This window comes from Streptomyces sp. NPDC050842 (assembly GCF_044456565.1).
Classification (GTDB): domain Bacteria; phylum Actinomycetota; class Actinomycetes; order Streptomycetales; family Streptomycetaceae; genus Streptomyces.
Genome location: NZ_JBITGA010000011.1, coordinates 110,905 through 135,439, shown reverse-complemented (window position 1 = coordinate 135,439; position 24,535 = coordinate 110,905). Strand labels below are relative to the sequence as shown.

Sequence of the window (24,535 nt, the reverse complement as noted above, 5' to 3'; positions counted from 1 at the left end):
GTCATGTCGCATCCGCCGGTTCCCGGCCGGTCCCTTCCGAGAGAATCTGCTGCCGGAGCCAGGCGCCGCTCCGGTCGGCCTCCGCCGGCGGGCCCTGGACGATCACGTACCGGCGGGGAGCCAGCAGCCCGGGACGGCCGGGGAGGGCGTCCATGAACGCGGCGTGGGCCGCCGCCGGAGTCAGGGGCGCGCCCCCCGAGGCGATGTACGCCGTGAGGCTGCGCTCGGCATCCGCCTCCGCCGGTCCGCCGGTGTGCGGGGGATCCGTCGTGACGTGTACGGGTACGCCGTCGAGGGCCCGGCTCAGCGCCTCCGCCACGGCGGGCGGCGAGACCCAGGAGCCGTCCACCCGCTCCCAGTCCGCGCCGCGCTCGACCGGCCGGACCCCCGTCACCTCGGTGAGCGCGTCCAGAGGTACGTCCCCGGCGGCGGCCGCCTCCAGGAGACGCACCAGACCGACGAGGAAGCTCTCCGCCTGCTCCCGGGTGAACAGCGCGGGGTCCGCCCACACGCCGAGGCGCAGCAGGGGGTCCGTCTCGTGGACGAAGGTCAGGACGCGGGTCGGCAGCACCTGGTCCTCGCCCCAACTGAGCTCCAGTTCCGGGCCGATGACGGCATCGTCGCCGGGGGAGGAGGAGTCGTGGGCGGAGGGGAGCGTGGAAGGCAGCGCGGTGGGCAGGGTGCTCACGTCGTTGAAGGCGACATCGCGGGTGAACCGGCTGCCGCGCTCGAAGGTCGCCCTGCCGATCATCTCCCACAGGCTCACGGCGTCGAACCGGCTGTGCCGGTAGGCGTTGAGCGCGGCCCCCCAGGCCTTGCTGAGGAGCACGTCGAAGGACGGGACCCGGACGTCGAGGCAGAGCAGGGCGTCCTGGGACAGGGTGTTCACCGAGCGGGTCAGGCGGGGCTCGTACCGGTTGGACGTCGGGACGGCGGTCACGCAGGCCGGCTGGTCCGTACGGTGCGCGAGGAGCGCGCACCAGGCCGTGAGCAGCACCGTCGCCGGCAGACCGCCGGTGCGTTCCGCCACGAGCGCCAGGGCGCGGGCGCCGCGCCGCGACCGGAGGGTGAGCTGGCGCGCGCGGACCTCGGTGCCTTCGGCGCCCGGTTCCGCGAACATGGCCTGCGGTCCGGTACGGATGATCCGCTCCCAGTACCCCAGCGACGCCGCGGACTTGCGGAGCCCGGCCGGGGCCGCCTCCTCGGCGGCGAGGCCGAGCGGCGTCAGCGCCGTCTGCGGAGGGAGTGTCCCGCCGTCCAGCAGCGCGAGCCATTCCTCCTTCAGGACGGCGAGGGCGCTGATGTCCGTGACCGCGTGGCTGGCCGCGAGCGCGGCGTACAGGGGCGCGCCGTCGAGGGCGACCAGGGACACCCGGAGGGGGAAGTCCCGGTCCAGGTGGAAGCGCTCGTCGCGGGCCTCGCGCGCCAACGACTCGGCGTAGAGGGAGGGTTCGCCGGGGAGTTCGTCGTGGTCGAGGATGGTGACGGTGAACCCGCCCGCGGCGGAGACGACTTGCTCGCGAGGGGTGGAGCCGGGGGCGTGGGGGAACGTGGTGCGCAGCGCCTCGTGCCGGACGGCGAGGGCGCGCAGGGCGTCGACGGCCGCTTCCAGCGTGGTCCCGGCGGGCACCGGCCACACATCGTGGATGTTGATGTGCGCGGGCTCGTCCCGCAGGATGCAGCGGATCATGTTGGCCTGCCCCATCGTGACGGGGCCACGGCGCTCCTCGCCGCCCGCGTACGCGACGGTCACGGTGCGGGCGCGGGCGCGAACGTCCTTGAGTCTCGAAGTGGCTCGCTCACTCACCATGTGATGCCTTTCACGGACTTCGTGGAGCGGGTCAGGGGGCCCCAGGCGTCGATCAGGAGGGCGAACTCCTCCATGTCGGCGCGGGCCTCGTCGAGGAGTCGCTCGCGCTCGGCGGCGAGGACGTCGGCGGCCCCGGCGTAGCGTCCGCCGAGCTTGCGGAACGAGCGGTCGACGACATCGAGCCGCTCGGCGTTCTCGACGCGGTCCAGCCGGGTGCTGTCCCTCACGAACCCGGCGACGGCGGACGCGCGGACCTGGCCGTCGGCATCGAGCAACTCGTCTCCGGCGGCAGCCATCCCCCCGTACACGGCGTCGAAGTACGGCGTGGACAGGAGGAACTTCGCGAGCCGCCGCTGATAGGCGAGGAAGCCCGCGTCGGAACGACGCTCACCCGTATGGAAGTTGATGATGTGGCGGTTGTGCAGGACGCCGGGCAGCCGGGCGTCGTGGACCAGGTGGATGAGGAAGTAGTCGCTGCCGATGGTGTCGGTGGCGGGAGGCAGCGGCACCCGGCCGTAGACCTCGCGGGTGAAGCCGATGTTGCACATGTCGACACGCGTGGGGCCGACGCGGGTGAGCGTCGTGAGGTCGCTCGTGAAGGGGGTGGTCCCGGCGCCGCGGAACGATTCCGCGATGAGGTTCCTGCGCCAGATCTCCGGATAGCCGTCGGGGACCGACAGGCCGACGACGTCGTGGTAGACGGCGGGATCCAGCCGGCGGATCTCCTCGACGTCCACGGACATCTCGCCGACGAAGGAGCCGCCGACCAGGGCCACCGGCCGGTCCGCGTACGCGGGATCGAGCCTGCTCCGCGACACGAGCCCGGCCACGTCGGCGGCCCGCCGCCCCAGGGACGTCAGCTCGTGGTGGATCGGGAAGACCGGTTCGCTGCCGCCGCCGTCCAGGCGCTCGGAGTCGGACCGGGGCAGGGACTGGTAGCGGCTGTCGGAGTCCCGGCGGTGGACCGACGCGCAGCCCAGGGCCTCGGCGATGAGGAAGGCGCGGTTGGTGCAGGCGCCGTAGGACACGCGGGACGGCAGCATCAGGTCGAGCACCCGGTCGGGTGCGGCGACGTCGGACCGCGCGATCACCTCCCGCAGGAAGGCCCGCTGCTCGGTCTCGTCGAGGTGGTGGACGACCACGCCCGGCGCCGGGGGCAGACCGTCGACCGTCTCGCGGTGTCCGGCGAGCACCGGTGCCTCGGAGGAGTCCAGGACCAGGAGGTGCACCTCGACGCCGAACCGGCGGGCGCCGTAGGCGGCCTCCTCGGCGACCGCCCTGAGGGTGTCGGAGCACGCCCGGTTGGTGGGGAGGGTCAGACAGACACGGCGCACGACGGTTCTCCGTCTCGGCTCTGATCGTCGGCTGCCGTGTCGTGCCACGAGGCGAGACCGAGGAGGCGGCTGCCGAGCCCGGTCAGTTCGGCCGTGGGGTAGCGCTTGGACTCGTGCAGCACCGGGTCGCCGACGAGCGTGCGGTTCCAGCGCGGGGTCCGCAGGTGCCGCCAGGATTCGACCCGGGAGCGCCGCAGTCTCTCGTGCTCCTCGAGCGCCGGCATCATCGACAGGTACTGGACCGCCCGCACCCCGTTCTCGGAGGCGTTGCGCGCCACGCCGTGGGCGAGGAGGCCGTTCCAGATCAGCAGGTCACCGGGGTGGAGTTCGGGCCGTTCGACGGGGAACTCGGCCCGGTCCACGGCGGGACGGAGGGGGTCCCGGCCGGCCGGCTGGGCGATCCTCCACTCCTCGAACCGCCGGAACAGTTCCGGGTCGCACTGGAACCCGCCGGTCTCGGGCCGGGTGTCGTTGAGCGCGATGATCCCCTGTACCCGCTGCGGCGGGACGCCGAGCGTCGTGTCGATGTCCCAGTGCAGCTCGATGTCGAAGCCCCGGTCGGTGGGCTCGATCAGGGCCCGGTCGCGGTTCCCGACGTTGGGCGGGTTGAGGTTGAGCCGGTCCAGGGTGACCCACAGCTCCTCGCAGTCCCACACGTCGACGAAGGCGTCGTACACGCGCTGGGACTGGCGGCTGTTCCAGAGCAGTTGGTGGTGGTACGCCTCGACGAATCCGTACACGTGCAGCTGCTGGTCCAGCTCGGAGCGGAACGGCCGGTCCTCGTACCAGCTGTCCGGCCGGTCCGGGTCCAGCCCCTGGAAGTCCCAGGTGAAGTCGAGGAGTCTGCGGGCGTCCTCGGCCGTGATGGCCTCCCGGACGATGACGTATCCGTACGTCTGCCAGTGGGCGAAGTCCTCCTCGGACAGCACCCGCAGGGGGCGGGACTTCTTCAGCTCCCGCAGGGTGGTCTGGGCCAGATAGGACTCGCCGTCGGCGCTGAAGTACGGAAGGTCCGACGCCGCCCGGTGCAGACGGGGACGGCGCGAGCGGCCGTGGGGAGCGGGGGTCGTCATGTGGTCCCTCCAAGACGGGAGTCAGGGCCGAGGACGGTCGCTGCGGATTACGCAGCAGCATTGGTTTAGACCATAGCTGCTGTCAAGTGTCGGCTCGATATGCACAGTTGACTTGTCCGGAAGATCGAAACGAACTCTTGACGACACGCGCCGACCCGCCGACTTTGGTCTAGACAAGTCGCGAAGTGCTGGCCTAGGGTCCATTCCCCGGACGTACGGACCGTCGCGACAGCGCCGTCAGCACCGACACCATCACGTCGTGGAGATGCGTCCTGCCCGCCTGTCGACGCCCCCGACTGTCCGCCCACGCTGAGAGGGAGCGGTTCCATGAGTACAAGCAGCAGCACAGCCCTGCCGGACGGCGGTCTGAGGAACCCCGGTCCGGGGCTGCTCACGCTGGATCCGGTCCACACCGCCCTGCTGCACGGCCTCGACGACCTGCTGACCGGCCTGGCCGCACGCCTCTCCGCCCCCGAGGTGGTCGGTCCGCCGCTGCTGTCCGTGGAGGGCCTGGCCAAGCTGGACTACTTCCGCAACTTCCCCCATCTCGGCGTCTCCGCCGGGCGGTTCACCCCCGAGGCGCTCGACGGTCTGGCGGCCGGCGAGAATCCGGGAGAGCTGCCGCTGCGGCCGACAGGCCACCTGCTGCCCTCCGCCACCTGCTACGGCCTGCTGCTCTCCCTGGAGGGCCGGGACGTCGGCGAGGACGGGCTGCGGCTCTCCGCGACCGGCCGCTGCTTCCGCAACGAGACCCACTACGACGGACTGCGCCGCCTCTGGGGCTTCCACATGCGGGAAGTCCTGTACCTCGGCACCAAGCAGGGCGCGGTCGAACACCTCGAGAAGGGGGCCGAGTTCGTCGGGGAACTGGCCGGACTCCTGGGCCTCGACCTGACCCGTGCCACGGCCGACGACCCGTTCTACGACCGGGGCGGCTCCCGGGCCCGCCTCATGGCGCTCGACCCGGTCAAGCACGAGTTCAGCGCCTCGGACGGCACGGCCATCGCCTCCGTGAACCGGCACCGCAACTTCTTCGGCGAGCGGCTGGACATCCGGGCGGGCGCCGAGGGACCCGCGTACAGCGCCTGCGTCGCCTTCGGTGTCGAACGCTGGGTGCACGCGATGATCCTCGCCCACGGCACCCCGGAGCAGGCCCTCGTACGACTCCGCGCCGCCCAGGCCGCCTGAGCGAGCGCTACGACAGGAACACCCGTACCAGCAAGGAGTGACCCGCACCATGGAACGCATCGCCGAGTGGCTCCACGAGAAGAACCCCGGCCTCGACGGCCCGATCGACGTCGACGAGGACCTCATCGAGGCCCGGCTCATCGACTCGATGGACTTCCTGGAGTTCATCGACCTCCTGGAGGAGATCTCCGGCGACACCATCGACCTCCAGGAAGTCACCATCGACGACTTCCGCACCCTCAGCCGCGTGGAGCGGCGCTTTCTGACCCCGTCCGCGACGGCCGCCGCCCCCGGCGCGACCGCCGCGGGGTGAGCACGCGCGCGTGACCGGCGGCGCCCCGCTGCCGGACCGGGACTCCCGTACGGCCCTGGCCGCCGTCGCGACCACCGGCGAGGTCCTCGCCCACCCGCGGCTGCACGAGGGACTGCTCGCACCGTGGGAGCTGCGCCGGCTGGACGCGGTCCGGGTGCCGAGCCGCCGGGACGACGTCCTGGCCGCACGGCTGCTGCTGCGGCTGTGCGTCGCCCGTTTCACCGGGGCTTCCCCGGAGGAGTCGGCCCCGGCCCAGTACTGCACCGGGTGCGGGCGGACCGGCCACGGCCGCCCGTACCTGCGCGACCACCCCGGCGTGGGCGTCAGCCTCAGCCACGCCGACGGGCTGGTCGCGGCGGCCGTAGGCCCCGGCGCCGTCGGCGTCGACGTGGAACCCTCCACGCGCAGGCCGGGCCCCCTGTCGGTACTGAGCCGGGTCCTGCCCGAGGCCGACGTACGGGCGGCCGCCGACGGGCCGGACCCGGGCGCGGCCCTGCTCCGCCTGTGGGTGCGCGCGGAAGCGCTGCTGAAAGCCGGCGGGGAAGGCCTCCGGCTCCTCGAATGGACGGACCCGCACCGGGCGGCCGTGGTGGCGATGGCCGCCGCCGCCCCCGCGAAGACGTTCACTCTCGACCAGGAGGTCGTGGACCACCCGAGCCGGAGCGCATCTCGCTAGGCCGCGGAACCCCAGGCCGTGGTCAGCCCGTCCAGCCACGCGGGCGGCAGCTCGGCGGCGTCCCACTCCTCGTGCAGCGCATCCGGCGCGGCGGCGAGCCGTTCCAGGACGGCGACGCTGGTGGGGGAGTGGACGAGGGAGTAGCGGCCGTGGATCGCGATCGCGCTGCCGGGGCCGTACTCCGCGTACAGCCGCTCCAGACGCGCGTGATGGGCCGTGGAGAACTCCGTCAGACGACCCGGGTACCCCGCGCGCTGCCGGGGGCTCATCGTGCCGAGGACGGCGGTGAGCACCTGCTCGGTGGCGTCGGGGTCGAGGTCGGAGACGGCGGTGTACGAGAGGTAGAGCGGCGTGATCGCGACCTTCGCCCGCTCCATCTCCGCCCGCCCGACCGGGGAACGGTCGTCGGGCGAGGACACCGTCGGATCGGGGGCGAGGGCGTGACGCAGCGTGCGCTCGGCGATGTCCGCGAGTTCGTCGGCGACGGCCCGGGTGCCGTCACGCCAGCCGGCCTCGTACAGCTCGCCCTTGTCTCCCGGCCCGCTCCGTCCGCTGTCGCCGATCTCGGCGTGGGCGAGGGCGAGGGCACCGGCCTCCACGAGACCGATCAGCTCCTCGGCGTCACCGGACCAGACCCCGGCCCTGGCCAGGAGCTGGAGGAGCGTTCTCTTGGCGTTGAGGACGCTGGCCGCGTCCAGCTGCTGCCGTCCTTCGTCCGCGGCGTTCATGGGCTCCTCCTCACCCTGGGACGGGACACACGCCCCGCACCGGACACTAGCAGCGGACGATCACCCGAACACGAGACCCCGGAGGCCACGCCGCGCTACCCCAGCGGAGGCGCGTCCGCGCGGAGGAGCGGAAGGTTCCGCTGGACGGCCGCCTGCCAGGAGCCGTCGGAGACCATCTGCTCCAGCGCGGACCGGACCTTCGACGCGAGCGGGCTGCCCTTCGGGAGGCCGATGCCGTACGGCTCGTCGGTCGTGCGGAAGCCGGCGAGCCTGAACCTGCCCTTGAACGCCGACTGGGCGGCGTACCCGGCGAGGAGCGAATCGTCGGTGGTGACGGCGTCGACGGCGCCGGACGCCAGATCGTCGACACAGCGCGCGTAACTGTCGTACTCCCGGAGCTGCGCCTGCGGGGCGAGCGTCCGGACGTTGAGCGCGGAGGTGGAGCCCACCGCCGAGCAGACCTTCCGGCCGTTCAGGTCCGCCGGGCGCGTCACGCCGGTGTCGGCCGCCCGCAGCAGGACGTCCTGATGGGCCACGAGATAGGGGCCGACGAAGTCGACGCGCCGCTTCCGCTGGTCGTTGACCGTGTACGTGGCCACGACGAGGTCGACCTCACCGCCGGTGAGGAGGGACTCGCGGGTGGCGCTCCTGGCCTCCTTCCACGTGACGTCGGCGAGGTCGTGACCGAGCGCGCGGGCGACGTACGCCGCCACGTCCACGTCGAAGCCCGAGAAGGTGCCGTCCGGGTTCTTCCAGCCGAACCCGGGCTGGTCGAACTTGATGCCGATGGTGATCCCGGAGCCGTCGGAGGACGTCGACGAAGACGGGGACGCGGACGTCGACGCGGACGGGGCCGTGGAGGGCGCCACGGAGGACGGCGCGCCGCCCGCCTTCTTGCCGTCATCGCCGCCGTCACCGTCACCGTCGGGCAGCAGGGACCAGACGAGTACGCCGCAGAGCGCCACCGCGACGACGGCCACCGCGTACACCGGGCCCCGGCGCTTCCCGGGCTCCCCGGGAGGAGCTGCGGGCAGGGGAGGAGCCAGCGGGTACGAGGTGGGGGTGCCGGGCGCGGCGGGTGCCGCCGGGGCAGTCTCCGCCTCCGCCTCCGCCCCCGTCTCCACCTCCGCGAGCAGCCGGTCCAGCGTCTCGGCGTCCGGTCGCGCCGCCGGGTCCCGGACCAGGACGTCCGTCAGGACCCGCGTCAGCGCTCCCGCGTTCCGCGGCGGCGGCACGTCCTCCCCGAGGACGGCCGCGAGGGTCGCCAGCGTGTTGGCACGCCGCAGCGGATGGTGCCCCTCCACCGCGACGTACAGCGTCATCGCCAGCGACCAGAGGTCGGCGGCCGGGCCGCCCTCCTCGCCGCCGACCCGCTCGGGCGCCATGTAGTCGGGGGTGCCGATGATCGAACCGGCGGCGGTGAGCGCCGTCGCGCCGTGCATCGCCGCGATCCCGAAGTCGGTGAGGACCGGCCGGCCGTCCGGTCGCAGCAGGACGTTCGCGGGCTTGATGTCGCGGTGCTGGATGCCCGCCGCGTGCGCCGCCCGCAGCCCGGACAGGACCCCGCGCCCCAGCGTGGCCGTCTCGGCCGGCGACAGCGGGCCCCGGTCGAGCCGGTCCTGGAGGGAGCCGCCGGTGACCAGCTCCATGACGAGCCAGGGGTACGTGTCCTCGCCGCCGTCCACGATGTGGTGGATGGTCGCCACGTGCGGGTGGGCGATACGGGCGAGGGCTCTCGCCTCGCGCAGGACGCGGGTGCGCAGGGCGCGGGCGCCCTCGGGGTCGTACTCGGCCAGCGCGGGGTCGGGCGGGCGTACCTCCTTGAGGGCGACCTCGCGGTGCAGGGCGGTGTCCCGCGCCCGCCACACCGTTCCCATGCCGCCACCGCCGAGCCGTGCCACCAGCTCGAACCGACCGTCGACCACTCGCGCCACGCAGCCCCCTCACCCCGAACCCGTCCCGACTCTGCCACATCGGCCCGGAGCGAAGGGAGTTGACCGAGGGCGTTCCGGTCTCCCGCGCCCCGATACCACCGCACCCGACGACGTCCTCGTCGAGATCACCGACGAGGTGTACCTGCCCCTCGTACGCAGCCGGGGCGCGGCCCCCGGCTGACCGGGCGAATGTCGGGCCGGCGGCGTGGCGCGGAGGGCCCCCGGTGGTACCTCGTCGAAATGCAGCCAGGCACAGCACCGCCGGTGACCCCGTTCCTCCGCACGGCCGCGGCGTACGCGTGGCGGCTGCTGATCGTCGGCCTGCTCGTCTACAGCCTGTTCGCCGTCCTCGGCCGCTTCCACGAGATCGGCGTCGCCCTCTTCCTCGGCCTGGTGATCACCGCGCTGGTGCGCCCCGTCGCCGACATCGTCGCCAAGGGTCTGCCCCGGCCGCTGGCGGTCGCCCTCACCCTGCTCGGCGGCATCGCGCTCGTCCTCGGCGTGCTCACGCTGGTCGGCGAGGCCGTCGCGGGGGAGCGGACGACGCTGGTGCGCGAGTTCAGGGAGGGCATCGGCCGGATCGAGGACTGGCTGGAGCGGCCGCCGTTCCGGCTGCACCCGGAGGCGCTGTCCGACATGCAGGCCAGGATCGGTCAGTTCCTGTCCGGCCACCGGTCGGCCCTGGTCAGTACGGCGCTGAGCGGCGCGGGCCATGTGGTGGCCGTCCTCACGACCCTGGCTCTGGCCCTGTTCTCCGCCGTGTTCTTCGTCCACGCGGGGGACCGGCAGTGGGCCTGGTTCCAGGAGCAGCTGCCCAGGTCGGTACGGGGCCGGGTGGGGATCGCGGGGCGCGCGGCCTGGCGCACCTTCACCGGCTACACGCACGGGATCGTGCTGGTCGCCGCCACGAACGCGGTCCTGGTCGGCCTCGCGCTCTGGCTCCTCGGGGTCCCGCTGGCCGTCCCGCTCGCCCTCCTGGAGTTCGTCGCCGCCTTCGTCCCCCTGATCGGCTCGCCCATCGCCCTCGCCGTCGCCGCCGTGGTGGCGCTCGCGTCGCAGGGCCCGGTGGTGGCGCTGATCGTGAGCGGCCTGATCGTGGTGATGGGCCAGATCGAGGGACACCTGCTGCACCCGCTCGTCATGAGCTGGGCCGTGCGGCTGCACCCCTTGGTGGTGGCCGTCTCGGTCATCGCGGGCTCGATCGCGGCCGGCATCGTGGGCGCGGTGGTGGCCGTGCCTCTGGTGTCGGTGGTCTGGTCCGTCCACACGGCGCTGCGCGAGGCGCGCGGGACGGCCCGTGACGGGGCCACGGGCCTGCCGTGACGGGGCCGCGGGGGCCTGGCCGACACGCGAAACGAAAGAAGTTCCGCCCCAAAGAGCCCTCCGGCCCATTACGTGATACAGTAGTTATCAGTTGCAGTTGTGGTTCCCATAGACTTCAAGTGCTTAGGCGGGTTCGTTACCGTCAGAGCACTTTTTGTATTTTCGGTGCTTTTTCCGGACGGGGCAATCATCGCGGCGACGCCGGGATTCACGCAGTGTGAATTCCGGGTAATGCCTCGAAGGAGATATCGCATGGCTACCGGCACCGTTAAGTGGTTCAACTCGGAAAAGGGCTTCGGCTTCATCGAGCAGGAGGGTGGCGGCCCCGACGTCTTCGCCCACTACTCGAACATCGCGTCCTCCGGCTTCCGTGAGCTGCAGGAGGGCCAGAAGGTGAACTTCGACGTCACGCAGGGCCAGAAGGGCCCGCAGGCGGAGAACATCACCCCCGCCTAAGCTTGACTCGCTTGACGCGGCCGGTGCCCCCCACCCCCAGGGTGGGGGGCACCGGCCGTCGCGTTTACCGGGCCTGAAGCCCGCCGCGGGCCGCAGACCGCCGCCCGCCCGGGTCCCCCATGGCATTCCGACACCGGATGCCGTGACGAGGTACCGCATCGTACGGATGTGCCCGGATCCGTACAGGTACTGTTCTCGGCCCGTTCCTGCAATTCCTCCGGCGCATTCATGCCGTGGATTCCTCGATACGCGCCGCATCTCAGCATCGCCGCATCGAGGAAGGCCCCCATGAACCGCTCGGACCGTACGAACGACACCCGCCGCGCCGCACCCGTCAAGGGTGAGTTCGCGCTGCCGGACACCATCACGCCGGCCCTGCCGCCCGCCGACACCTTCGACGCCATGGAACTCCCGGCGGAGGTCCTGCGGACGCTGACCGACCTCGGTGTCACCACGCCGTTCCCGATCCAGTCCGCGACCCTGCCGAACGCCCTCGCGGGCCGCGACGTCCTCGGACGCGCGCGCACCGGCTCCGGCAAGACGCTCGCCTTCGGTCTCGCGCTCCTCGCCCGCACGGCCGGCCGGCGCGCCGACGCCAAGAGGCCGCTGGCCCTGGTCCTCGTCCCCACGCGCGAGCTCGCCCAGCAGGTCACCGCCGCCATCGAGCCGTACGCCAAGGCCCTGAAGCTGCGGACGGCGACCGTCTTCGGCGGCGTGTCGATCAACAAGCAGGTCGTCGCGCTGAGGGAGGGCGTCGAGGTCCTCGTCGCCACCCCCGGTCGCCTCATGGACCTCGTCGAGCGCCGCGACTGCCACCTCGACCAGGTGCGGATCACCGTCCTCGACGAGGCCGACCAGATGACCGACCTCGGCTTCATGCCCCAGGTCACCGAGCTGCTCGACCAGATGCGGCCCGGCGGACAGCACCTGCTCTTCTCGGCCACCCTCGACCACAACGTCGACCTGCTGGTCCGCACGTACCTCGACGACCCGGTGGTCCACTCCGTCGATCCCTCGGCCGGCGCCGTCACCACGATGGAACACCACGTCCTCCAGGTCCACGGACCCGACAAGTACGCCACCGCCACGGAGATCGCCGCCCGCGACGGCCGGGTGCTCATGTTCCTGGACACCAAGCACGCCGTCGACCGGTTCACCCGCCACCTCCTCGGCAGCGGTGTCCGCGCGGCGGCGCTGCACGGCGGCAAGTCGCAGCCGCAGCGGATCCACACCCTGGAGCGGTTCAGGACGGGCGTCGTCACCGTCCTCGTCGCGACGAACGTCGCGGCCCGCGGCATCCACATCGAGGACCTCGACCTCGTCGTCAACGTCGACCCGCCCGCCGACCACAAGGACTACCTCCACCGCGGCGGCCGCACGGCGCGGGCCGGCGAGACCGGCAGCGTCGTCACCCTGGTCACGCCGGACCAGCGCAAGGACGTGGCCCGCCTCATGACCGACGCGGGCATCCGGCCGCAGATCACCCAGGTCCGCTCCGGCGAGGCCGAACTGAGCCGGATCACCGGCGCCAAGACCCCCTCCGGCGTCGCCATCGGAGGAAACGCGCCCGTCACCCCCGAACGCTCCCCGCGCGGCGCGGCCTTCCGCGGCATGGGCACCGTCCCCGGCAAGCCCGGCCGCGCCAAGAACGAATCCCGCCGCTCCGCCGAGGCCCGCAAGCAGGCCGAGGCCCGCCAGGCCGCCCGGATCCGCCGCGGCGCCTGAGGCCGCCGGAGGGGGCCGGGTGGGGGGCCGGGAGCCCAACAGGCCCCGTTCCGAAGGGTCCTGCGGAGCGGAACGGTCTTGCTTCCGCGCCGGAGTCGTGATCGTATGTCCCGTCTGTTTCATGATCACGACTATGGGGGGTTACGAATGACCGGGAACATGGATCGACGTTCGCTCATACGCGGAATGGCGACGGCCGGCGCGGGGGCCGCGGGCGTGATGGCGCTCGGCGGAAGCCCGGCGTACGCCGCGGGCGCGGGGGACGACCCGTACAGCGTCGACGTCATCAGCAAGGGCGCGGACCCGACCGGCGCCACCGCCAGCGACGCCGCCTTCCGCGCGGCCGCGGCGGAGGTGCTCGCCTCCTTCCAGCCGGACCCGATCTCGGGGGCCGTCCCGAAGAAGGTGCTGGTCATCCCGCCCGGCACCTACCTGCTGACCCAGCCCGACTCGCTCCTGCCCAACGTGAACGGCGAGGGCGGCGGCGGCATCGTCGACGGCGTCTCGATCACCGGCTACGGCAAGCGGCTGTCCCGCATCGTGTACGCGCCGACCGCGAACGACACGACGCTGTGGACCAACTACCAGCGCTACAAGAACATCCGGATCTCCGGGCTGACCTTCACCAGCGAGAACGCCACGTCGAGCTTCAACTACGCCTACTCCTCCGCCGCCTACGGCGTGCAGGACACCTGGTACACCGACGTCGAGTGGCGCGGCAGCTGGAAGCGCGGCATCGGCCTCGACGGCCCCGCCACCACCTCCAACCTGAACAGCGAGATGGGCTGGGACCGTTGCCAGGTCGGCGGCTCCTACTCCGACGCGTTCCTCGTCATGGGGATGACCCCGGCCGCGACCCAGCAGGACCAGTTCCTCAACTACTGGTTCCGCGACTGCAAGGTCGAGTACCAGTCCGGGGTGTTCGTGAAGAACAACCGCGGCGGCTCGATGAACTTCATCGGCGGGTCCTACATCCTCACCGACGCCGCGTCGAACGGCACGTTCTTCCAGCTCACCTCGGACGCGCCCACCCGCGCCGACTCCACCATGCGCCTGTACGCCCAGGGCATCCGCTTCGAGCTGCGCGGCCTCGGCCACAAGGTGATCGACTCCCGCTGGTACAAGGGCAACATCAGCTTCGTGTCGTGCGACGACACCGCGCTGAGCTTCAAGTCGTGGGCGCCGGACGCCGTCACGCACACGTACGCCTTCAACGCGAACGGCGACCGCGGCCCGACGGTCCGGTACACCGACTGCGCGCTGATGGGTTCGCACCAGGTGGGGACGAGCGCCGTCGCCACCACCAACGGCAAGCTCATCTACGACGGATGCCGATTCATCGACATGACGTCCGCGACCGGCGCCACCGGCTTCCTCCGGTGGACCGGGACGTCCGCGCCCCGCTACGAGATCCGCGACTGCCTCGGCGGCGCGAACTACGTCGCGGACGTGAAGAACCCGGCCTGACGGTCAGGCCCGTCACCACCCCGTGATCACCCCGTACGCGGAGGGAACACCATGATCGGCGAGCTCGTGCCCGGGTCGGTCGCCACTGCGTGGCGCCTCGACGACTCCGAATCGGTCACGCTCTTCCCCGAGGAGACGGCGCTCGTCGCCAACGCGGTGGCGAAGCGGCGGCAGGAGTTCGCCACCGTCCGGCTCTGCGCGCGGCTCGCGCTGGGCCGGTTCGGGGTGCCCGTGGGGCCCCTGACACCGGGCCCGCGCGGGGAGCCGCGGTGGCCGGCGGGCATCGCCGGAAGCATGACCCACTGCGAGGGCTACCGGGCCGCCGCGGTGGCCCGGTCGACGGACGTCGTGTCGCTCGGCATAGACGCCGAGCCGGCCGAGTCCCTGCCGGACGGCGTCCTCGGGGTGGTGTCCCTGCCCGAGGAACGCCGTCACCTGGCCTCCCTGGAGGTCAGGGATCCGGGGGTCTCCTGGGAGAAGCTCCTCTTCAGCGCCAAGGAGAGCGTCTTCAAGACCTGGTACCCGCTGACCGGGCGCGAGTTGGACTTCGACGAGGCGGTGGTCGAGTTCACCCCGGACGACGGGAACGGCCGCGCGGGCACCTTCGACGCGCGGCTGCTCGTACCCGGGCCGACGGTCGACGGCACCCCGCGGGAACATTTCACCGGGCGCTGGCTCGCTAGGGGCGGACTGGTGATCACGGCGATCGTCCTGACCCGGTAACCCGCCCCGGCGGGAGGTCTCTTCATCGGGAATTCACGGGCGTCAGGGATCGTTGCTCTCCCAATCCTTTCGGGCAAGGGGGAGCGCCATGCCGTACGGGGAGACACCGGAGACGGACGCGACGGGCGAGGCCGAGCGGACCGTCGCCGCGCTGCGGCGCGCGGCGGCCGCCGACCCCGCCCGCCATCTCCCCGAACTCGCCTACGCCCTCCTGGCCTTGGGGTCCGTGCTCGCCGGTGACCCGGACCGTCACGAGGAGTCGATCGGGGTCCTGGGCGAGGCGGCCCGGGTGTACCGGGGACTGGCCGACGACGCGCCGGATCCCCCTCTCGTCGGCCTGGCCGTCGCGTTGCACCGACAGGCCCTCGGCTTCGGCGTCATGGGACGGCGCGAGGAGGCGTACGCCGTGGCGCACGAAGCGGTCGCACTCTGGCGCCGCATCGTGGAGGCCCGAGTCGAAGGCAGCCGCGGAGAACTGGCCGCCGCCCTGGTGAACCTCGGCAACCAGCTCGCCGAGACGGGACGCCACCACGAGGCACTCGACCGGATCACCGAAGCCGTGGAGATACGACGCTCCCTCGTGGACCGGGCGAGCGGAGCCGGCCGGCACGAACTCGCCTCCGCCCTCGGGGACCTCGGCATCAAACTGGGCGAGATGGGCCGTCAACCCGAGGCGCTCGACGCGCTGCTGGCGGCGGTCGGCACGTACCGAGAGAGCGAGCGCGAGAGCGGGAGCGAGACCGCGGGCCCGGCACGCACGGCCGGGGCGCGGGACACGGGGGAGCTCGCCGAGCACGCGGCGGTCGCCTTCGCGGCGGCCCGCACCCTCACCGGCCTCGGACGCACCCAGGAGGCCGCCCCCTACTTCGCCGAAGTGGCGGCGCTCCGCGCCGAGATCGCCGCGCGCGAGCCCCGGGCCGCCGCCTTCCTCGATCGTCTCCTCGGCGGCCACGGCTACCGGGTCACCCGGGAGGGAGGCATCGAACGGGAGGGCGCCGATCCCCTCGGCGAGGTGGACCGGCTCACCGCACGCGGTCTGGCCCTGGCGGATTCCGGCCGGGTGGACCTCGCCGCGGAGCTCCTGGCCGAGGCCGTGGCGCTCGCCCGCGCGGCAGCCGCCGACGGCAGCCCCCGCAGTGCCGTCGCCCTGGCCCGGACCCTCCACAACCTCGGGCTCGTACGCGCCTGGGCCGGCCGCCGGACGGAGGCGCTCGAAGCCGCAGACGAGGCCGTCCACCTGTGCAGGCGCCGACTCGCCGCCGCACCGGACGTCGTCCGGCCCCTCCTCGCCGAGGCCGCGGACAGCCTGGGCAGCCGGCTCGCGGTCCTCGGGCGTCACCGCGACGCCGTCGCGCCCGCGACGGAGGCCGTGGCGCTCTACCGGCAACTCGCGCACACCGACCCGGCCGCGTACGAGGGCGAGTTCGCCCGTGCGCTGAACAACCTCGGCATCCGGCTCACCGACAGCGACCGGCACGACGAGGCGCTCGCCGTCGCGGAGCAGGCCGCCGGCCTCCAGCGCCGTCTCCACCGCCGGGACCCGGAGACGCACCTGCCCGGCCTTCTCCACGCCCTGTCCAACCTCGCGCTCCGGCTGGCCCGCGTCGAACGGCCCGACGAGGCCGTGCGCGCCACGACGGAGACCGTCCGGCTGCTGCGGTCCCTGGACCGGATCCATCCGAGCAACGACGTCGCCGCGCTCGCCGACTCCCTCGCCTGGCTCGCCTGGTACCTGCGCAAGCGCGGCCACCGCGAAGCCGCCCGGGAGACGGCGCGGGCGGCGGATGACCTGCGCCGCCGCGGGCCGAAGCCGGGAAGGTGACCGAACGGCAGCGGGAGGAGGGGCCGGGGTCGCGGCCGGACTGGGGAACCGCGCGGCGGCGGCCGGCGTCCGTACCCGACATGAGCTTCGAGGACCGACCGGAGAGCGCCGGGGGCGACGGGGCCGCCGAGAGCGGCGAGCGCGACGAGCGGGTGCTGAACAGCGTCGGCTGTCTCCTCGCCGTCGCCGGTGTCCTGATCGCGGCGGCCTACGCGATGCCCCGGGCCGAGTACAGCTACGACGGCGGCTTCGAGGACCAGGACACCGACTGGAGCACCGTCCTCGTCGAACTGCCGCTGATCCTCCTCGCCGGTTTCGCCGTCCCGCCCCTGACCTGGGCGGCGGCCACGCGGCGCCTGCGGCCGTGGGCGGCGGCGCTCGTCTGCCTGGCCGTCGTCGCGCTCGGGCTCTGGGGCCTCGACGCGGTCTGGCACCCGAAGCAGGGCCCTGATCCGGGGTACGGGCCGGGGATCTGACCGTCGTACCCCCACCCCGTCACCGACGGGAGTACCGTCGTCATGATCACGTACGGACGAGGGCCGTCCCACGGGCGAGGAGTGAGGAACCGCATGGCACAGGAGCAGAGCGCCCCGGAGACGGTCGTCTCGCACCCGGTGGGGCGTGTCGTCGGCGGGCGGGACGAGGTGCGCGACGACGAGTGGGGCGACGTCGAATCGGTGATCCGGCTGGACGCGGAGGCCTTCGGCCCCGAGGCGCTGGCCGGTCTCGACGCCTTCTCGCACCTGGAGGTCGTCTACCACTTCGACCGCGTGAAGCCGGACGCGGTCGAGACCGGGGCCCGCCACCCGCGCGGCAACACGGAGTGGCCGCTCGTCGGGATCTTCGCCCAGCGCGGCAAGAACCGCCCCAACCGCCTCGGCGTCTCGCGCTGTCGCCTGATCCGTACCGACGGCCTTGACCTCCATGTGCGGGGCCTGGACGCCGTCGACGGCACGCCCGTACTCGACATCAAGCCGTACATGGCCGAGTTCGGCCCCCAGGGGCCGACCACCCAGCCCGCGTGGGCCGACGAGATCATGCGCCGCTACTGGTGAACTGACGTACGGCACGCGCACCAGGGTCTCGTGTGTGCGTGTACTGCTGGTGGAAGACGACGAGCCGATCGCGGAGTCCCTGCGGCGCGGGTTGCTGCGCTACGGGTTCGAGGTGAAGTGGGTGACCACGGGAGCCGCGGCGCTCGCCGTCACCACCCCGTACGACCTCGTCCTCCTCGATCTCGGGCTGCCCGACACCGACGGTCTGGACGTCTGCCGTCCAAGCCCTTCGGGGTGCGCGAGGTGATCGCCCGGATCCGGGCCGTGCTCCGGCGGACACGACCCGATAACAGGCCTTCGGGACCGCAGGGTTACGGCACGCGGCTGAGCCTCGACCGCACTGGCCGAACCTGGGACCGGTGCTCTCCACCAAGACGATCGCCTGGGATCTGATCGCCCAGCAGTACGACCAGATCGTGAAGTAACCACCGCCCTGCGCCTGGGCACCGCCGAAGCCGAGCAGGTCCTGCGCCGGTTCACCCGCGGCGGCCCCAAGCACCCGACGTACCGGGCGATCGAAGAACTTGGGCGGGCTGTGCGTACCGAGGTCCACGACTCCAGGACGAGGACGAGGATGGCAGCGACAGATAAGGCTCGCCTTCGTCATCAGCAGTCCTGAGCTGGAGGCGACGGCTTTCAGGATTCCCCACCACCAGCCGGTCGTCGAGCGCGTCCGGGTTCTCGTATCCGAGTCCTCGCAGCAGTTCGCGGCGGTTCGGCAGGGCGGCCGCGGCCGTGGTGCGGGCCAGCTCGGCGGTGTCCGCATGGTCGTGGCTGAGCACGCACATCTGGGTGATGGCCAACAGGCCGTCGTCTCCGAGGATGGCCCTGGCGCTGCGGGTGTACTCGATGGGCATGCCAAGGACCGTTGCGCCCCGGGCGCGTTCGGCGGCAAGGGCGAGCATGTCGGGATCCAGGGCGGCGAGTACGCGGTGCTGCGGTGAGGCAGCCGTGTCGGGTGGCCCGAACGGGGCGGTGTCCAGCGCGTCGAGGTAGGAGCGCATGGTGGCCAGGGGCGGGCCGAAGCGGTGGCCGCGGATGTCCTGGGCCAGGCTGGGGTGGCTGTCCCACAGGCTGAGCAGGAACCGCCCGGGGTATGCCTCCTCCAGGGTGCGCTGTGCGGCGGCGGCCGTGACCGGGTCGCGGGCGTAGATGTCGGTCATGCCGGCGGCCACGGTCATGCGTTGGGTGACCGACAGGAGGATCGGGGCCTGCGCCATGGCCTCCCGTCCCATGATCTCGGGGAACCACAAGGTGCCGTAGCCGAGGTCCTCGATCACGGCGGCGGCCTGACGAACCCCGGGTGCGGAGAGCTGGTCGAAGTCCCCCGCCCAGATTCCGATGCGTCCGAGGCCGTGGGTGCGGGCGCTCACGCGTCCTGCCCTGCGGTGCGCGTGGAGTCCAGGAAGGCGGCGATCTGGGACGCACCGGTTCGCTCCAGCCAGGTGCCGAAGTCCATCGCGGCGGGGTGGATCTTCCGGGTGGCGGGAATGTCGGCGCGGTAGCCGTATGCGTTGAGCCACTCGTTGGCGTAGGCGAAGTCTTCGCTCAGGGCCCGAATCGCGTCGATCGGGACCTGGACGTAGGGCAGCGGTATGCCGAGCGCCTTCCCGATGGCCACGGCGATCTGAACCGGCGTGAGTTCGTCCCCCGCCAGCGAGACCTCCCGGCCGATCCACTCCTTCGGCCGGGAGAACGCCAGCGCCGCCACGGCGCCGACATCGTCGACGGCCATGATCTGCTGCGGGACCTCCGGCGCGAGCCCGGTGGACAGATTCCCGTCCCGCAGCGCGTATCCGCCGGTGAAGTTCTCCATGAAGGACACCGGCCTGAGGATCGTCGAGGGCAGGCCGAGCGCGGCGATGTGCTGCTCGATCCGCCACTTGCTGACCAGGTTCACCGGCAGCTTCTCGTCAAGGTGCCGGTCCGCTTCGGCGACCGACGTGAAGACGAAGTGCCCGATGCCTGCGGCGTGCGCGGCCTCGGCGACGTTCACACCCCAGCGCACCTCGTCCTCGGCGCTGAAGTCCGGCGCGGTGCCGGGCGAGCCGACGGTGGGCTGGACACTGAACAGGCCCCAGGCACCCTCGGCTGCGGCGGTCAGGGAGTCGACATCCTCCATCTGTGCCCGCACGACCTGTGCCCCGGCCTGCGCCAGTGCGTGGGCCTGCGCCCCGTGCGGGTCACGCGTCAGTGCGCGCACCTGCCAGCCGTCCCGGAGCAGGTGATGCGTCACGGCCCTGCCCTGCAGACCGGTCGCTCCCGCCACCACGAAGGTCTTGTGGCTCAACTTCATGGTCTTCTCCATCGCGTCCATGCGGAAGGGGAGCCGACCAGTAAGTGGGGCGGCCCTCCATTTATCGTTCGCTACGATATGGAGGGACACCCCACTTATCAAGCTGCAGGAGCGCCCGTGTCGAAGGACGCCGCCCAACCCCGCCGGCCGATGCGTGCCGACGCCCGCCGCAATGTCGAGAAGATCGTGGCCGCCGCCGGGGCCCTGATCGCCGAGCATGGCGCCGACGCCTCCTTGGAGGAGGTCGCACGCCGCGCCGGTGTCGGCTCGGCCACGCTGCACCGTCACTTCCCCTCCCGCCAGACACTCCTGGAGTCGGTCTTCAAGGGGCGCGTGGAGACCTTGTGCGCGAAGGCGGATGCCCTTCTCGGTGAACCCGACCCGGGCCAGGCGCTGTCCACCTGGCTTCGCGCCGTCGGCGCGCACGCCGTGGCCAACCGCGGATTGGGGGCGTCGCTGATGCGCGAAGGAGACCCAGCGCTGGGCGAGACCTGCCACGACATGATCACCACTGCCGGAGACGCCCTCCTTTCGCACGCCCGAGCGGCGGGTGTCGTGCGCTCCGGGATCACCATCACTCAGCTGCTGAAGCTCGTCGGCGCCATTGCACTGGCTACCGAGCAGGACGCCGACGGCCCGGCCGAGGCCGACCTCCTGCTGGCGATCGCCATCGACGGCGTCCGCACGCGCTGACCCGGGTTCTCACGCACTCGTGTCCGGAGCGGACGACGTCGAGCGCCACCCCTGCCCACGTTGTGACGCATCGCCAGGTTCGCCCTGCCGCTCGCGCGCCGGCGCGGTCGCCGGCGTCCATCACACCGGCCGCTTCACGAAGGTGCCCCGGCTCGCGAAACTCCTGCGCGTGCCCTCCCCCGCCGACCGCGGCCCGGGCCAGCCGTGGCGGCCCGGCACCCCGGCGCCCGCGCCCATCGACCCGGACACCCCGACCGCGGACATTCGCATCGGGTACGCGAGGTGCTCCAGCTTCACCCAGGAACTCCAGTCGCAGCTCGACGCACTCGCCGGACCCGGCATCCCGCGGGACAAGATCTTCGCCGAGAAGATCAGCACCCGGGTCCGGGTCCGCCCGCAGTTCGAGGCCGCGCTCGCCGCCGCGAGGGAGATCAAATCCCACGCTCCGCACTGCCGGGTCATCTTCACGGTGAGCGAGATGAAGAGGCTGGGACGCGACGCCGCAGAGCTGACAGCGCTCGCCGACCACCTGACCGCCCACGGCCTGGTCCTGGAAATGCTCGCCGGACCCCTCCAAGGGATGTACCACCCCAGCGGGCCGGGCCGTCCGCTGTTCGGGTTCTTCGCGGCGATGGCGGAGACGGAGCGGGAGAACATCCGAGAGTCCACCCTCGAAGGGCTGGACGCCGCGGCCCGCAAGGGCAACCACGGCGGCCGGCCGCCGGTCATCACAGACGACATGCTGCACACCGTGCTCAGCGTTCGCTCGTGAAACACGGCCCCGGCGCAGTCATGCGCCGGGGCTGCCTGACCCTGCGGGGGCTGTGCGAAGTTGTGTTCGGTGTGCGAAAGCTGGGGACCGGGCCGTAGCGGCAGCGGCCGGGAGCCGAACTACGGCGGCGTCGGCAAGCCGACCGCCGGCTCGTCGTTGATCGTGATGACGAGCTTCCCGGTAACCCGGCCGGATTCGGCGTGGGCATGCGCGGCGGGCAGTTCGGACAGTGAATAGGTCCGCTCCACGTGGACCTTGAGCCGTCCCGCGTCAACGAGGTCACGTACCACGTCGAGGGGCTGGGCCATCCGCGCCTCGCCTAGCCAGCGGTACCGCCGGCCCCGTCGGTCGGCCTCCTCCTCGGTCACGCCTGGGTCCAGGGCCGCGCCGATCAGGAGGCCGCCCGGGCGGAGGCAGTCGAGGGAGCGTTGTCCGTACTCGCCGCCGACGAGGTCGAGGACGACGTCGACGTCGCGGACCACGCTCCGGAAGTCCACCCTGGTGTAGTCGATCGGTTCGTTCACCCCGAGGTCGCGGAGGAACGGGTGGTGCGCGGTCCGGGCCGTGCCGAAAACGTAGGCGCCTCGGTGCCGGGCGAGCTGCGCCGCGAGGTGGCCGACGCCGCCGGCCGCGGCGTGGATCAGGATCCGCTGACCATCGCGCAGGGCTGCGTACTCGGAGATGGCGACGAGTGCGGTGCGCGCCGCGACCGGCAGCGCTGCCGCGCTTACATGGTCCACGGTCACGGGTTTGGTCGCCAGACTCGCCTCCGGTACTGAGACGTACTCGGCGTAGGTGCCGATGAAGTGGATGCCGTAGACCTCGTCACCGACCCGGAACCTGCCGCCCGGCTCGGCCTCGACAACCGTGCCGGAGAGGTCCGAGCCGAGCACCAACGGTGGCGGCCCGAGTTCCGGTACGAGTCCCCGACGGATCTTCGTCTCGCCGTAGTTCACCGAGGCCGCGTGTACCCGGACCAGGGCGTGTCCGGATGCTCGTGTGGGTCGTGGGAGCCGGACCGTACGCAGCACCTGGGGTGCGCCGAACCGCTCCATGACGCTGGCGCGGATCAGGTCAGGGGCGGGTGTGGCCGCGTCGGCCGCGCTCCCTGGTACGGCGGCCGTCACGACCGCACCCCGCCGGCTTCGGCGGCGCTGCGATCCGGCGCCGCTGCGCTTCCGGGGTGGTCACCGTCCGGGACAGCGTCTGCGGTGTGCTCGGCTCCGGCACCACCCGCGGTGCGCTGGCCCCGGAGACCGTTGACCACCAGCCCGACGGTGGCGATGGCGATGACGACGGCCGCGACGGCGGGTAGGGCACCGGCCTGCCAGTTGTCGAGTACCGCCCCGCCGAGCGTCGCCCCGGTGGCGATCCCGAGGTTGAGCACGGTGATGCCGATCGCCCCGGAGGTGGCCTCCCGACCGGGGGAGGCGATCCGCAGCAGGTGCATCTGGAAGACCGGTGGCAGCAACCCGATGAGTACACCCCAGCCGGCGATCACCACGACTGCCACGGCGAGATGGAGATCGAGTAGGAGCAGTGAGGCGGCGCTACCGGCGAAGGCTGCACTGACCCAGCCGAGCGCCTGCCGTGGGAACCGGTCAGAGAGCGATCCGGCCCCGAGGGTGCCGACCACCCCGGCCGCCCCGAAGACGAACAGCAGTATGCCGCTGGTGGCGTTGTCGTACCCGCCGAATTGTTGGAGCAGCGGCGCGATGTAGGTGTAGAGCAGGAAGTGGCCGGTGATGACGAGACCTCCGGCCAGCGCGACGCCGAGCACGATCCACAGCGCTGGGTCGCGGCCTTCCTGCCGTACTGCCTGCTGGGGCGTGTCCGACAGCGGCAGGGTACGGATGCCTAGGGCCGCCAGTGCGAGCAGCGCCGCCAACGCGGCGAAGGAGATCCGCCAGCCGAGCGCGGCGCCGACGGTGGCGCCGAGCGGAATGCCGACGATGCTGGCCATTGCGGGCCCGGCCAGCACGACCGAGACCGCCCGGCCGATCCGCGCCGGCGGGACGAGCGTGGCCACCGTCGGCACGAGCAGGGACCAGAAGAGGCCGTGCGCGGCGGCGGCGGTGATCCGGCTGGTGAACGCCCATCCGTACGAGGGGGCGAGCGCGGTGCCGGTGGTCGCCAGGGCGAGCAGCAGCAGGATGACGGGGAAGAGCCGCCGGCGCGGTACCCGTGCGGTCAGCCGGGTCAGCGGGACGCTGGCGACGGCGATCGTCAAGGCCCAGGCGCCGACCAGTCCGCCGGCGGTCGCGGGCGTGATGTCGAGGCCGTCGCTGAGCTGCAGCAGCAGGCTCGCGGGCAGCAGTTCGGTGGTGACGGTGGCGAAGGCCGCGCCGGAGAGGAGAAGTAGTGCTCGCCAGGGCAGCCGGGGCGCCGCTTCTCCTGTGGGTCCGGAGTGTTGAGGGGTCATGGCCAGTACCGTAAAGTCTCACATTCATGTGAGAGTCAAGGAGCGGTTTATGCGGATTGGCGAGCTGTCCAGGCGTACCCAGATTCCGATCCGGATGCTGCGGTACTACGAGGAGCGGGGGCTGCTGACACCGCAGCGCGCACCGAGCGGCTACCGGCACTACCAGGAGGCGGACGTCGAACAGGCAACGCTGGTGAGCAGCCTGGTCAGATCAGGACTGCCGACCAGGCTGATCCTGCCGCTGCTCCGCGACAGACAACTGGACCCGATGGACGGGGACGAGACAGACGACGGAGACGACGACCTGGTCGCACTGTTCGCCGCCGAATTCGCCCGGCTCGACAGCCAGGTCAAGTGCCTGAGCCTCAGCCGGAACGCCGTACAGCAGCACCTGCGACGACTCCGCGCCACCCGGGTCAGCCACGGTCCAACGGGCACCTGAGCCGCCCGACCGCCCGAACGGGCCCAGACCCGGCTCAGCCGTCGATCGGCGGTACGGTCCGAAGGGCGATCGCCTCGTCGTCGAACAGCTCGTCGTCGCTGCCATACTCGCCGGGCAGGGCGACCGAGATCCACGTGCCGAGAGTCCGTCGAGCTGATTCAGCCCGACCTGCTCGTCCCCACCGGCCGCCGCAAGGGACAGAGCCCCAGCCTCTCCAGCATCTACCGGGCGCTCGCCGAGCACGAGAAGACCCAGGCGTACCCGAAGGCCGTCGAGACGGCGC

Annotated in this window: 23 protein-coding genes and 2 pseudogenes; 16 read left to right on the top strand and 9 right to left on the bottom strand. The window is 72.1% G+C overall.

Annotated features, from left to right (window positions below; genetic code table 11):
- Position 1: 1 nt before the first annotated feature.
- From ACIBG6_RS32005 to ACIBG6_RS31995, 3 genes are read right to left on the bottom strand one after another with little or no spacing between them, the layout of a single operon-like run.
- Complete coding sequence (locus ACIBG6_RS32005) at positions 2-1,810, bottom strand: condensation domain-containing protein (protein ID WP_399226208.1); 1,809 nt, start codon at positions 1,808-1,810, stop codon at positions 2-4.
- Positions 1,804-3,144: a DUF6271 family protein gene (locus tag ACIBG6_RS32000; RefSeq protein ID WP_399226207.1), complete on the bottom strand. Its 1,341-nt coding sequence runs from the start codon at positions 3,142-3,144 to the stop codon at positions 1,804-1,806. Before ACIBG6_RS32000 ends, ACIBG6_RS32005 begins: the two co-directional genes overlap by 7 nt.
- Positions 3,126-4,217: a phytanoyl-CoA dioxygenase family protein gene (locus tag ACIBG6_RS31995; RefSeq protein ID WP_399226206.1), complete on the bottom strand. Its 1,092-nt coding sequence runs from the start codon at positions 4,215-4,217 to the stop codon at positions 3,126-3,128. Before ACIBG6_RS31995 ends, ACIBG6_RS32000 begins: the two co-directional genes overlap by 19 nt.
- A gap of 327 nt (positions 4,218-4,544) precedes the next feature.
- Between ACIBG6_RS31995 and ACIBG6_RS31990 the strand changes: the two genes are divergently transcribed.
- From ACIBG6_RS31990 to ACIBG6_RS31980, 3 genes are read left to right on the top strand one after another with little or no spacing between them, the layout of a single operon-like run.
- Positions 4,545-5,405: a hypothetical protein gene (locus tag ACIBG6_RS31990; protein WP_399226205.1), complete on the top strand. Its 861-nt coding sequence runs from the start codon at positions 4,545-4,547 to the stop codon at positions 5,403-5,405.
- 49 nt (positions 5,406-5,454) lie between these two features.
- Positions 5,455-5,718 carry an acyl carrier protein gene (locus ACIBG6_RS31985; RefSeq protein WP_384146290.1) on the top strand — a complete coding sequence of 88 codons (264 nt, stop codon included), beginning with the start codon at positions 5,455-5,457 and terminating at the stop codon, positions 5,716-5,718.
- A gap of 10 nt (positions 5,719-5,728) precedes the next feature.
- Positions 5,729-6,394, top strand: coding sequence for a 4'-phosphopantetheinyl transferase family protein (locus ACIBG6_RS31980; protein ID WP_399226204.1), 666 nt, complete (start codon positions 5,729-5,731; stop codon positions 6,392-6,394).
- On the opposite strand, the gene ACIBG6_RS31975 is transcribed toward ACIBG6_RS31980, so the two are convergent.
- Together ACIBG6_RS31975 and ACIBG6_RS31970 are read right to left on the bottom strand one after the other, a co-directional pair.
- Positions 6,391-7,122 carry a hypothetical protein gene (locus ACIBG6_RS31975; RefSeq protein WP_399226203.1) on the bottom strand — a complete coding sequence of 244 codons (732 nt, stop codon included), beginning with the start codon at positions 7,120-7,122 and terminating at the stop codon, positions 6,391-6,393. The two genes, ACIBG6_RS31980 and ACIBG6_RS31975, sit on opposite strands and share 4 nt — an antisense overlap.
- A 95-nt stretch (positions 7,123-7,217) precedes the next feature.
- Positions 7,218-8,999, bottom strand: coding sequence for a bifunctional serine/threonine-protein kinase/glutamate ABC transporter substrate-binding protein (locus ACIBG6_RS31970; RefSeq protein ID WP_399226358.1), 1,782 nt, complete (start codon positions 8,997-8,999; stop codon positions 7,218-7,220).
- Between the two features lie 297 nt (positions 9,000-9,296).
- Between ACIBG6_RS31970 and ACIBG6_RS31965 the strand changes: the two genes are divergently transcribed.
- The 10 genes and pseudogenes from ACIBG6_RS31965 to ACIBG6_RS31920 all read left to right on the top strand — a co-directional run.
- Complete coding sequence (locus ACIBG6_RS31965) at positions 9,297-10,379, top strand: AI-2E family transporter (protein ID WP_399226202.1); 1,083 nt, start codon at positions 9,297-9,299, stop codon at positions 10,377-10,379.
- 252 nt (positions 10,380-10,631) lie between these two features.
- Positions 10,632-10,835, top strand: a complete 204-nt coding sequence (locus ACIBG6_RS31960) for a cold-shock protein (protein WP_024760785.1) — start codon at positions 10,632-10,634, stop codon at positions 10,833-10,835.
- Positions 10,836-11,123: 288 nt separating this feature from the next.
- Positions 11,124-12,560, top strand: coding sequence for a DEAD/DEAH box helicase (locus ACIBG6_RS31955; RefSeq protein ID WP_399226201.1), 1,437 nt, complete (start codon positions 11,124-11,126; stop codon positions 12,558-12,560).
- Between the two features lie 159 nt (positions 12,561-12,719).
- Entirely contained in the window at positions 12,720-14,027 is a 1,308-nt protein-coding gene (locus ACIBG6_RS31950) for a hypothetical protein (protein ID WP_399226200.1), read from the top strand.
- Positions 14,028-14,078: 51 nt separating this feature from the next.
- Complete coding sequence (locus ACIBG6_RS31945; protein WP_399226199.1) at positions 14,079-14,750, top strand: 4'-phosphopantetheinyl transferase; 672 nt, start codon at positions 14,079-14,081, stop codon at positions 14,748-14,750.
- A gap of 88 nt (positions 14,751-14,838) precedes the next feature.
- Positions 14,839-16,572, top strand: coding sequence for a tetratricopeptide repeat protein (locus ACIBG6_RS31940; RefSeq protein ID WP_399226198.1), 1,734 nt, complete (start codon positions 14,839-14,841; stop codon positions 16,570-16,572).
- Positions 16,573-16,652: 80 nt separating this feature from the next.
- Entirely contained in the window at positions 16,653-17,048 is a 396-nt protein-coding gene (locus ACIBG6_RS31935) for a hypothetical protein (protein ID WP_399226197.1), read from the top strand.
- Between the two features lie 93 nt (positions 17,049-17,141).
- A complete protein-coding gene (locus ACIBG6_RS31930; protein ID WP_399226196.1) occupies positions 17,142-17,627 on the top strand; it encodes an SAM-dependent methyltransferase in 486 nt (161 codons plus the stop codon).
- A 34-nt stretch (positions 17,628-17,661) separates the two neighbouring features.
- Positions 17,662-17,966 (top strand): annotated as a pseudogene (locus ACIBG6_RS31925) (response regulator transcription factor); the annotation flags it as partial.
- A gap of 1 nt (position 17,967) precedes the next feature.
- Positions 17,968-18,114, top strand: a pseudogene (locus ACIBG6_RS31920) (hypothetical protein); the annotation flags it as partial.
- Here ACIBG6_RS31920 and ACIBG6_RS31915 read toward each other — a convergent pair.
- Positions 18,104-19,000, bottom strand: coding sequence for an LLM class flavin-dependent oxidoreductase (locus ACIBG6_RS31915; RefSeq protein WP_399226195.1), 897 nt, complete (start codon positions 18,998-19,000; stop codon positions 18,104-18,106). The pseudogene ACIBG6_RS31920 and the gene ACIBG6_RS31915 overlap by 11 nt on opposite strands.
- Positions 18,997-19,923, bottom strand: coding sequence for an NmrA/HSCARG family protein (locus tag ACIBG6_RS31910; RefSeq protein ID WP_399226194.1), 927 nt, complete (start codon positions 19,921-19,923; stop codon positions 18,997-18,999). Before ACIBG6_RS31910 ends, ACIBG6_RS31915 begins: the two co-directional genes overlap by 4 nt.
- Before the next feature lie 117 nt (positions 19,924-20,040).
- Here ACIBG6_RS31910 and ACIBG6_RS31905 point away from each other — a divergent pair, with 117 nt between their 5' ends.
- Positions 20,041-20,616 (top strand): TetR/AcrR family transcriptional regulator, encoded by a 576-nt coding sequence (locus ACIBG6_RS31905; RefSeq protein ID WP_399226193.1) that lies wholly within the window; start codon positions 20,041-20,043, stop codon positions 20,614-20,616.
- Positions 20,617-20,785: 169 nt separating this feature from the next.
- Positions 20,786-21,388 carry a recombinase family protein gene (locus ACIBG6_RS31900; protein ID WP_399226192.1) on the top strand — a complete coding sequence of 201 codons (603 nt, stop codon included), beginning with the start codon at positions 20,786-20,788 and terminating at the stop codon, positions 21,386-21,388.
- Between the two features lie 119 nt (positions 21,389-21,507).
- Here the strand turns inward: ACIBG6_RS31900 and ACIBG6_RS31895 are convergent, their stop codons facing one another.
- Entirely contained in the window at positions 21,508-22,515 is a 1,008-nt protein-coding gene (locus ACIBG6_RS31895; protein WP_399226191.1) for an NADP-dependent oxidoreductase, read from the bottom strand.
- On the bottom strand, positions 22,512-23,810 hold the full coding sequence (locus tag ACIBG6_RS31890) for an MFS transporter (protein WP_399226190.1): 1,299 nt from the start codon (positions 23,808-23,810) through the stop codon (positions 22,512-22,514). Before ACIBG6_RS31890 ends, ACIBG6_RS31895 begins: the two co-directional genes overlap by 4 nt.
- A gap of 49 nt (positions 23,811-23,859) precedes the next feature.
- Here ACIBG6_RS31890 and ACIBG6_RS31885 point away from each other — a divergent pair, with 49 nt between their 5' ends.
- Positions 23,860-24,252 (top strand): MerR family transcriptional regulator, encoded by a 393-nt coding sequence (locus ACIBG6_RS31885; RefSeq protein ID WP_399226189.1) that lies wholly within the window; start codon positions 23,860-23,862, stop codon positions 24,250-24,252.
- The last annotated feature ends 283 nt before the right edge of the window (positions 24,253-24,535 follow it).